The organism is Spirillospora sp. NPDC046719 (genome assembly GCF_040645715.1).
GTDB lineage: Bacteria > Actinomycetota > Actinomycetes > Streptosporangiales > Streptosporangiaceae > Spirillospora.
In genome coordinates, this window is record NZ_JBEYYT010000400.1 from 1 (window position 1) to 8,649 (window position 8,649).

At 73.5% G+C, this 8,649-nt stretch carries 9 protein-coding genes; 7 read left to right on the plus strand and 2 right to left on the minus strand.

Annotation, left to right across the window (positions count from 1 at the left end; translation table 11 throughout):
- Positions 1-622, plus strand: a 622-nt coding sequence (locus ABZ914_RS40725) for an SDR family oxidoreductase (RefSeq protein ID WP_500199962.1), incomplete at its 5' end; no start/stop codon positions are given.
- A gap of 14 nt (positions 623-636) precedes the next feature.
- Here the strand turns inward: ABZ914_RS40725 and ABZ914_RS40730 are convergent.
- Complete coding sequence (locus ABZ914_RS40730) at positions 637-1,560, minus strand: tyrosine-protein phosphatase (protein WP_500199963.1); 924 nt, start codon at positions 1,558-1,560, stop codon at positions 637-639.
- Positions 1,561-1,661: 101 nt separating this feature from the next.
- Positions 1,662-2,450, minus strand: coding sequence for an IclR family transcriptional regulator (locus tag ABZ914_RS40735; protein ID WP_500199964.1), 789 nt, complete (start codon positions 2,448-2,450; stop codon positions 1,662-1,664).
- Between the two features lie 147 nt (positions 2,451-2,597).
- On the opposite strand from ABZ914_RS40735, the gene hsaA reads away from it, so the two are divergent.
- From hsaA to ABZ914_RS40765, 6 genes are all read left to right on the plus strand, one after another.
- Positions 2,598-3,764 carry a 3-hydroxy-9,10-secoandrosta-1,3,5(10)-triene-9,17-dione monooxygenase oxygenase subunit gene (gene hsaA, locus ABZ914_RS40740; RefSeq protein ID WP_500199966.1) on the plus strand — a complete coding sequence of 389 codons (1,167 nt, stop codon included), beginning with the start codon at positions 2,598-2,600 and terminating at the stop codon, positions 3,762-3,764.
- Positions 3,761-4,249, plus strand: coding sequence for a flavin reductase family protein (locus tag ABZ914_RS40745; protein ID WP_190866714.1), 489 nt, complete (start codon positions 3,761-3,763; stop codon positions 4,247-4,249). Before hsaA ends, ABZ914_RS40745 begins: the two co-directional genes overlap by 4 nt.
- Positions 4,250-4,262: 13 nt before the next feature.
- Positions 4,263-5,963 carry an FAD-binding protein gene (locus tag ABZ914_RS40750; protein ID WP_500199968.1) on the plus strand — a complete coding sequence of 567 codons (1,701 nt, stop codon included), beginning with the start codon at positions 4,263-4,265 and terminating at the stop codon, positions 5,961-5,963.
- Positions 5,960-7,108, plus strand: coding sequence for a 3-ketosteroid-9-alpha-monooxygenase, oxygenase component (locus tag ABZ914_RS40755; protein WP_500199970.1), 1,149 nt, complete (start codon positions 5,960-5,962; stop codon positions 7,106-7,108). The genes ABZ914_RS40750 and ABZ914_RS40755 overlap by 4 nt, the downstream gene beginning before the upstream one ends.
- A gap of 2 nt (positions 7,109-7,110) precedes the next feature.
- The gene (locus tag ABZ914_RS40760) at positions 7,111-7,341 is read left to right on the plus strand and encodes a ferredoxin (RefSeq protein ID WP_500199971.1); all 231 of its coding nucleotides are present in this window, start codon (positions 7,111-7,113) and stop codon (positions 7,339-7,341) included.
- 115 nt (positions 7,342-7,456) lie between these two features.
- Positions 7,457-8,569 carry an NDMA-dependent alcohol dehydrogenase gene (locus ABZ914_RS40765; RefSeq protein ID WP_500199972.1) on the plus strand — a complete coding sequence of 371 codons (1,113 nt, stop codon included), beginning with the start codon at positions 7,457-7,459 and terminating at the stop codon, positions 8,567-8,569.
- Positions 8,570-8,649 lie beyond the last annotated feature (80 nt).

Below are 8,649 nucleotides of genomic sequence, written 5' to 3' on the forward strand. Positions count from 1 at the left end.
GGAGGACGAGGGCGCGGCGGTGGCGGCGTCCATCGGGGACGCCGCCCGCTTCGTCCGGCACGACGTGACGTCCGCCGGCGACTGGGAGCGCGTCGCGGGCGTCGCGGAGGAGGCGTTCGGCGGCGTGGACGTGCTGGTCAACAACGCCGCGGTCTGGCGCACCGCCCCGGTCGCCGAGGAGACCCGCGCGAACTTCGAGGAGATCCTGCGGATCAACCTCGTCGGGCCGTTCCTCGGCATCCGGGCGGTGGTGCCCGCGATGCGCGCGCGGGGCGGCGGGTCGATCGTGAACATCTCGTCCACGGCCGGGCTGCGCGGCATCCGCGGCCACTCCGCCTACGGCGCGAGCAAGTCGGGGCTGCGCGGCCTGACCCGTTCCGCCGCGCTCGACCTCGCCGCCGACGGGATCCGCGTCAACTCCGTCCATCCCGGCGTCATCGACACCCCGATGATCGCGAGCATCGGCGTGGAGCGCGGCGCGGGCAAGGCGCCGCGGGTGCCGCTCGGCCGCGCCGGGGTCCCCGAGGACGTCGCGGGCCTCGTCCTCTTTCTGGCCTCGGACGCGTCCGCCTACATCACCGGTGCCGAGCTACCGGTCGACGGCGGCCTGACCACGGGCTGACCCCGCCCGGTCCGTCAGCGGGCGAGGAGGCGGTGGCGTAGGCGGGACTCGGTGCGGGCGTCGAGGCCGAGTCCGCTGCGCAGGTAGCGGTCGAGCGTGCCATACGAGCGCCGCACCTGGTCGAGCGCCGCGTCCAGGTAGTCGGCGCGGACCTCCTGGATCGGGATGAGCAGGTCCGGGTCCTGCATGTACCCGGCGGCCTTCAGTTGCGCCCGCGTGGCGGCGTCGGCGTCCTGCCGGTACCGGTTCGACAGGAGGTAGTCGTTCCGGGCGGTCTTCTCCGGGACGCCGAGCGCGCGCAGCAGCAGGTAGCTCATCCAGCCGGTGCGGTCCTTGCCGCTGGTGCAGTGGAAGGCCAGCGGCGTCCGCGACGGGTCGGCGAGGTCGCGCAGCGTCCGGCCGAACGCGGCCCGGGAACCGGCGTCGCCGACGAAGGTCCGGTAGAGCACGCGCATGGTCTCGGCGCCGCGCCCGCCGCCGAGGACGGCCTCCTGCCTCACCGGGTCCTTCGACCCGATGGCCGCGTTCACGGCCGCGTACATGCCCCCGTCGGAGATCGGGCGCGCCGTCACGGCCAGGCCGGGCGGCAGCCGGTCCGCGCCGTCGCCCGCGACCTCGGCCGGCGTGCGGAAGTCGACGACCTCCCGGACGCCGAGCGCGGCCAGCGCGGCGAGGTCGGCGTCCGTCGTGCGGTTCAGCGCGTCCGTCCGGAACACCAGGCCCGGCCGGACGCGCGCGTGCGAGACCGTCCGGTATCCGCCGAGGTCGCGGAAGTTGACGGTGCCCTGCAGCGCGTCCTGCGGCGATGCGACCGCGCCGGCCGCCGCGGTTGGGACGGGTGCCGCGGCCGGGACGGGTGCCGCCGCGACCGCGACGGGGGAGACGAGCAGGCCGCCGGCGATGAGCGCGACGGCGCCCGCGCCACGAATCGAAGGCATGGGGGGTCCTCCTGGAAGGGTGGTGAGAGGTGGCTCACACCGTAGGAACCCCTGCCGGGCGCGCCCGCGCGCCTTCCCGATCAGCGGGAGACCACCGCCGGTCAGCGGCCGCGGCGGTGGGGCCCGGCGGTGAAGAGGGCGCGCCACACCTCGCGGGCGGTCGTCAGCAGCGGCGGGACGACGCGGCGCGCGTCCATCCGGGACGGCGGCCCGCAGACGGAGATCGCGGCGACCGCGCGCCCGGTCGCGTCGCGGAGCGGCGCGGCGACGCACGACACGCCCTGGTGCGCCTCCTCGCGGTCGAACGCGACGCCGTGGTCGCGGATGTAGGCCAGCTCGCGGCGGAGCGCGCCGGGGTCGGTGATCGTGAACCTGGTGCGGGCGGGCAGCCCGGCGGCGAGCGTCTCGGCCAGCTCGTCCTCGCCGGCGAACGCCAGCAGGGCCTTGCCGGCGCCGGTGCAGTAGGCGGGCTGCCGGCCGCCGAGCCGGGAGGGCACCCGCCCCTCCGGCACGTCGCCGATCTTCTCCAGGTAGACGATCTCGGGGCCGTCCAGCACGGCGAGGTGCACGAGCGCGCCGGTCGCCTCGTGCAGGCGGCGCAGGTGGGGGAGGGACGTCTCGCGCAGCCGGTTCTGGTGCACGGCGAGCGCGCCGAGTTCGAGCAGGCCGAGGCCGAGCCGGTAGCGCGACCCGGTCCGTTCCAGGGCGCGCAGCCGGACGAGCTGGTCGAGGATGCGGTGCACCGAGGAGCGGGGCAGCCCGGTGCGCCGGACCACCTCGCTCATCGACAGCTCGGGGCTCGTGCTGGTGAAGCAGTACAGGATGCGGGCCGCGCGGGCCAGCATCGAGGACTCCAGGGGCGGCGCGGACGCCGCGGCGGGTGCCGGCATGGGCTGTTCCTCCCGGCTTGTCTCCCGCTCAGCGGGAAGTTGGTATTTCTAATTGGAACACCATGCCTAGCGTGCACGCAACTCCCGGGTGAGCCGGATCACCTTGACCGGCCGCCGGGGGGACGGATGTCCGAGCAAGGAGCGAGCATGAGCGAGCAGGTTCTGGAGGCGGTGCGCGACCTCGTGCCCGCGATCGCGGCACGGGCCGGCGAGGCCGAGGAGGCGCGCCGGGTCCCGGAGTCCACGATCAAGGAGCTGGCCGGGACGGGGTTCTTCCGGCTGCTGCAGCCGAAGGCGTTCGGCGGCCACGAGGCGGACCCGGTGACGTTCTACACCGCGGTCCGCGAGATCTCCGCGGCCTGCGGGTCCACCGGCTGGGTCGCCTCGGTCGTCGGGGTGCACCCCTGGCAGCTCGGGCTGTTCCCCGTCCGGGCGCAGGAGGACGTGTGGGGCGCCGACCCGAACACGCGGATCTCCTCGTCCTACGCGCCGACCGGGAAGATCACGCCGGTGGACGGCGGGTTCCGGGTCAGCGGCCGGTGGAGCTTCTCCTCCGGGTGCGACCACGCCGACTGGGTGTTCCTCGGCGGGCTCGTCCCCGGACCCGACGGCAACCCCGTCGACATGCGGACGTTCCTGCTGCCGCGCGCCGACTACCGGATCGACGACGTCTGGCGCACCATCGGGCTGCGCGGCACCGGCAGCAACGACATCGTCGTCGAGGACGCGTTCGTCCCCGAGCACCGGACGCTGAGCTTCACCGACACCTCCGCGTGCGACTGCCCCGGCCACGAGGTCAACAAGGCGCCGCTCTACCGGCTGCCGTTCGCCGCGGTGTTCTCCACGACGATCAGCATGCCGATCGCGGGCATCGCGCAGGGCGCCCTGGACGCCTACCTGAAGGCGACGCGCGAGCGCATCCGCGTCTCCTACGGCGGCCAGAAGGTGGCCGAGGACCCGCACGCGCAGGTCCGCATCGCGACCGCCGCCGGGGAGATCGACGCCGCGTGGACGCTGATGGAGCGCAACATCCGGGAGCTGACGGCGGCGGCCGAGGCGGGCCGGGAGTTCTCGCTGAAGCTGCGGCTGCGCACCCGCCGCGACCAGGTCATGGCGACCGCCCGCGCGATCCGGGCCGTCGACCTGCTGTTCGAGAACGCGGGCGGCCACGCGCTCAAGGAGGGCCACCCGGTGCAGCGCGGCTGGCGCGACGCGCACGCCGGGCGCGTCCACGCCGTCAACGACCCGGAGCGGGCGCTGACCCTGTACGGGCAGGGCGCGCTGGGCTTCGAGGTGACGGACACGATGATATGAGCGGTCCCGATTCGGGAGCCGGGTTCCGGGACGTGCTCGGCCGCTTCGCGTCCGGCGTCACCGTCGTCACGTCGGTGGACGGCGACGGGATCCCGGCCGGCCTCGCCTGCCAGTCGTTCGCGTCGCTGTCGCTCGACCCGCCGCTGGTCATGTTCTGCGTGGCCCGCACGTCCACGAGCTGGCCGCGGATCGCCGCGACCGGCCGCTTCGCCGTCAACGTCCTCGCCGAGGACCAGCGGGAGGTGTGCCGGGCGTTCGCGGTGAGCGGCTCCGACAAGTTCGCCGGCGTCGGCTGGACGGCCTCGCCGCACGGCACCGCGCACCTTGACGGGGCGCTCGCGGCGATCGACTGTGCGATCGAGGACGTCCACGAGGCCGGCGACCACCTCATCGTGGTGGGCGCCGTCCGCGAGCTGCACGACCGGCGCGACCGCGGCCCGCTGCTGTACTTCCGCGGCGACTACGCCGCCGGCGCCTTCCACTAGCCGGAGAAGGAACATGGAACGAGAACACGAGTACGACGTCGTGGTGGTCGGCTCCGGCGCGGGCGGCCTCACCGCCGCGATCACCGCCCGGGCGCACGGCCTGACCGCGCTCGTCGTGGAGAAGACCGACCGGTACGGCGGGTCGACGGCCCTGTCCGGCGGCGCGGTCTGGATCCCGAACAACCTCTACCTGGAGGAGGCCGGGCAGCGCGACACGCTGGAGAACGCCCGCGCGTACATGGACGCGACGGTCGGCGACCGCGTCCCCGGCGAGCGCAAGCACGCCTACCTGACGCGCGGCCCGGAGATGCTGCGCTTCCTGCACGACCGGACGCGCTGGGTGCGGTTCGCGTACACGCCGGGCTACTCCGACTACTACCCGGAGGCGCCGGGAGGGAAGCCGGAGGGCAGGTCCGTCGAGCCGTGCATCGTCGACGGCCGCAAGCTCGGCCCCGAGTTCGCGAAGATGCGCCGCGCCGGGCTCCCCACCTACGGGCTGACGATGACCTCCGCCGACTTCGGCAAGATCAACATGGTCACCCGGACGTGGAAGGGCAAGCGGGCGTCGGCGCGCGTCGGCCTCCGCGCGGTCGGCGCCCTGCTGACCGGACGCCGCCTGCTGTCGCTCGGCGAGGCGCTGGTCGCGCGGCTGCGGCTCGCCCTCGCCGAGGCGGGCGGCGAGCTGTGGCTGTCCAGCCCGTTCCAGGACCTCGTGGTCGAGGACGGCCGGGTCGCGGGCGTCACGGTCCGCCGCGGCGGCCGGGACGTGACGGTCCGCGCGCGGCGCGGCGTCGTCCTCGCGGCGGGCGGGTTCTCCCACGACCAGGCGCTGCGCGAGCAGTACCTCCCGTCCCCGACGAGCACGGAGTGGACGCACGCCGCCGAAGGCCAGACCGGCGACGCGCTCCGCGCCGGGCTGCGGCTCGGCGCCGCCGTCGACCTGATGGACAAGGTGTGGGGCGCGCCGTCCGTCCCGACCCCGGACGGCCGGCTGTTCTTCCTGGTCGCCGACCGCGCCATCCCGTCCATGGTGATCGTGGACGGGAACGGCGAGCGGTACGCCCGCGAGTCGCTGCCGTACCACGAGTTCGTCGACCGGATGTACGCGCACGGCGCGCCCGCGATGGACTCCTGGATGATCGTCGACGCGCGCGCCAAGGCCCGCTACGTGTTCGTCGGGCTGTTCCCCGGCCAGCCGTTCCCGAAGAAGTGGCGGGAGAGCGGCTTCCTCAGGACGGGGAGCACGCCCGCCGAGCTCGCCGCCGCGATCGGCGTCCCGGCCGGGCGGCTCGAAGCGACCTTCGAGCGGTTCAACGGGTTCGCGCGCGCCGGCAAGGACGCCGACTTCGGGCGCGGCGACAGCGCCTACGACAACTACTACGGCGACCCGACGCTGCCGAACCCGAACCTCGCGCCGCTGGAGAAGGGCCCGTTCTACGCGGTCCCGGTCGTCCCCGGCGACATCGGCACCAAGGGCGGGTTCGTCACCGACGCCGACGCCCGCGTGCTGCGCGCGGACGGGTCCGCCATCGAGGGCCTGTACGCCACCGGGAACTGCTCGTCGGCGGTGACCGGCGAGACCTATCCCGGCCCCGGCGCCACCATCGGCCCCGCCATGACCTTCGGCTACGCCGCCGCCACCCACATCGCCCAGCAAGCAGCCACCGTCGAGGCCGCCGGCGACGAGCCGGCCGCGCAAGGAGGCACGTCATGAACCACCGCGTCATCGAGGCCGCCCCGCCCCCGGAGCGGTTCGCCCGGGGCTGGCACTGCCTCGGCCTGGCCGACGCGTTCCGCGACGGCAAGCCGCACGCCGTCGAGGCGTTCGGCACCAAGCTCGTCGTCTTCGAGGGCGAGAACGGCAGGCTGAACGTCCTCAACGGCTACTGCCCCCACATGGGCGGCGACCTGACCCAGGGCACCGTCAAGGGCGACGCGATCGCCTGCCCGTTCCACGACTGGCGCTGGGGCGGCGACGGCAAGTGCGCCGGCATCCCCTACGCCAAGCGGGCGCCGCGCGGCGCCCGCACCCGCGCCTGGCCGGTGCTGGAGGAGAACAAGCAGCTGTTCGTCTGGAACGACCCGCAGGGCAACCCGCCGCCGCCCGAGGTGACGATCCCGCGGATCGAGGGCGCGTTCAGCGACGAGTGGAGCGACTGGTCCTGGAACTCGCTGCGGGTGGAGGGCTCGCACTGCCGCGAGATCGTCGACAACGTCGTGGACATGGCGCACTTCTTCTACATCCACTACGCGCTGCCGACCTACTTCAAGAACGTCTTCGAGGGCCACGTCGCCGCCCAGTACTTCGACGGGACGTCCCGCGACGACGCCTACCTCGGGTTCGTGCCGGGCCCGCCGCAGAAGATCGACCAGAAGTCCGAGGCCGCCTACTACGGCCCGTCCTACATGATCGACTACCTGTGGAACAGGGCGGAGGACATGACGGTCGAGACCGTCCTGATCAACTGTCACTACCCGATCAGCCCGACCTCCTTCATGCTCCAGTGGGGCGTGATCGTGAAGAAGTTCCCCGGCATGTCCGCCGAGGAGGCCGACGCGACGGCCGCGCAGGTCGCCGAGGGCGTCGGCCTCGGCTTCATGCAGGACGTCGAGATCTGGAAGAACAAGACGGCCATCGACAACCCGCTGCTGTGCGACCAGGACGGCCCCGTCTACCAGCTGCGCCGCTGGTACAAGCAGTTCTACGTGGACGTCGAGGACGTCACGCCGGAGATGACCGACCGGTTCGAGTTCGAGATCGACACCTCCCGCGCCGTCGAGACGTGGCGCGAGGAGGTCGCCGAGAACGTGGCGAACGGCGTGCTGTTCTCGACGATCCCCGAGTCGATGCGGAGCTAGCGGTGCAGCCGGTCGAGTGCCGGGCGTGCGGGGCCCGCGTCCTGGTCGAGAAGAAGAGCCCGCCGCACACCAGCGTGCAGTGGACCGCCGCGGCGGGCGCCGCCTGCGGGGAGATCGCCCCGCGGGTGGCGGCCGGGGAGCCGGGCGCCCGCATCCGGCACTGCGAGGCGTTGCGCGCGTCCATCGAGTGGGCGGTCGCCGAGGGCCTGGTGCGGATCGAGAACCCGGAGTGAGGGCGGGGCGCGTCCGGTTCGCCGGGCGCGCCCCGCCCCGGCTCGCGCCCTTTCCGGGGACCGCGCTCGGGGTTACGTTGTGAGGTACCTCACTCACGGACCGGAGGTCAGGCGCGTGAAGACCAGGGCAGCAGTACTCGCGGGACCCGGCAAGCCGTTCGAGATCACCGAGCTCGACCTGGACGGCCCCAAGGACGGCGAGGTCCTCATCCGCTACGTCGCGGCCGGCCTGTGCCACTCCGACCTGCACCTCACCGACGGGGACCTGGTGCCGCGGTTCCCGATCGTCGGCGGGCACGAGGGCGCCGGCGTCATCGAGGAGGTCGGCACCGGCGTCACCAAGGTCGCGCCGGGCGACCACGTGGTGTGCAGCTTCATCCCCAACTGCGGGACGTGCCGGTACTGCTCGACGGGGCGGCAGAGCATCTGCGACATGGGCGCCACCATCCTGAACGGCGACCTGCCCGACGGCACGTTCCGCTTCCACGGCGGCGGTGAGGACTACGGCGCCATGTGCATGATCGGCACGTTCAGCCAGTACGCGACGATCTCGCAGCACTCGGTGGTGAAGGTCGACGAGTGGCTGCCGCTGGAGACGGCGGTGCTGGTCGGCTGCGGCGTCCCGACCGGCTGGGGGAGCGCGGTGTACGCGGGCGGCGTCCGGCCCGGCGACACCGTCGTGGTGTTCGGCATCGGCGGCATCGGCATCAACGCCGTCCAGGGCGCCCGGCACGCGGGCGCGGCGAACATCGTGGCGGTCGACCCCGTCGCGTTCAAGCGGGACAAGGCCGTCGAGCTCGGCGCCACCCACGCGTTCGGCGACGCGGACGAGGCGCTCGCCAAGGTGATGGAGCTGACCTGGGGGCAGGGCGCCGACCAGGCGCTGGTGACCGTCGGCGTGGTGGACGAGGTGGTCGTCGGCGCCGCGTTCAACGTCCTCGGCAAGGGCGGCACGCTCGTGGTGACGGGGCTCGCCCATCCGGAGAAGCTGACGATCCACGTGTCCGGCGCGGTGCTCACGCTCTTCGAGAAGACGATCAAGGGCACGCTGTTCGGGTCGGCGAACCCGCAGTACGACATCCCGCGCCTGCTGCGCCTCTACGACCAGGGCAAGCTCGACCTGGACGCGCTCGTGACGAAGCGGTACACGCTCGACCAGGTCAACGAGGGCTACCAGGACCTGCGCGACGGCAAGAACATCCGGGGCGTCATCGTGCACGAGCACTGACGCGCCGGCCCCGCCCGTCCGCCCACCGCCCCGCGGCACCGGCCGCGGGGCGGTCGCGTGGCCGCCGGGGCGCGCCCCGC

Excerpts from the sequence above, each read along its gene's own strand:
- ABZ914_RS40745 (WP_190866714.1), top strand. The coding sequence starts at position 3,761 with ATGAGCGGTCCCGATTCGGGAGCCGGGTTCCGGGACGTGCTCGGCCGC.
- ABZ914_RS40735 (WP_500199964.1), bottom strand. The coding sequence starts at position 2,450 with ATGCCGGCACCCGCCGCGGCGTCCGCGCCGCCCCTGGAGTCCTCGATG.
- ABZ914_RS40750 (WP_500199968.1), top strand. The coding sequence starts at position 4,263 with ATGGAACGAGAACACGAGTACGACGTCGTGGTGGTCGGCTCCGGCGCG.
- ABZ914_RS40730 (WP_500199963.1), bottom strand. The coding sequence starts at position 1,560 with ATGCCTTCGATTCGTGGCGCGGGCGCCGTCGCGCTCATCGCCGGCGGC.
- ABZ914_RS40755 (WP_500199970.1), top strand. The coding sequence starts at position 5,960 with ATGAACCACCGCGTCATCGAGGCCGCCCCGCCCCCGGAGCGGTTCGCC.
- hsaA (WP_500199966.1), top strand. The coding sequence starts at position 2,598 with ATGAGCGAGCAGGTTCTGGAGGCGGTGCGCGACCTCGTGCCCGCGATC.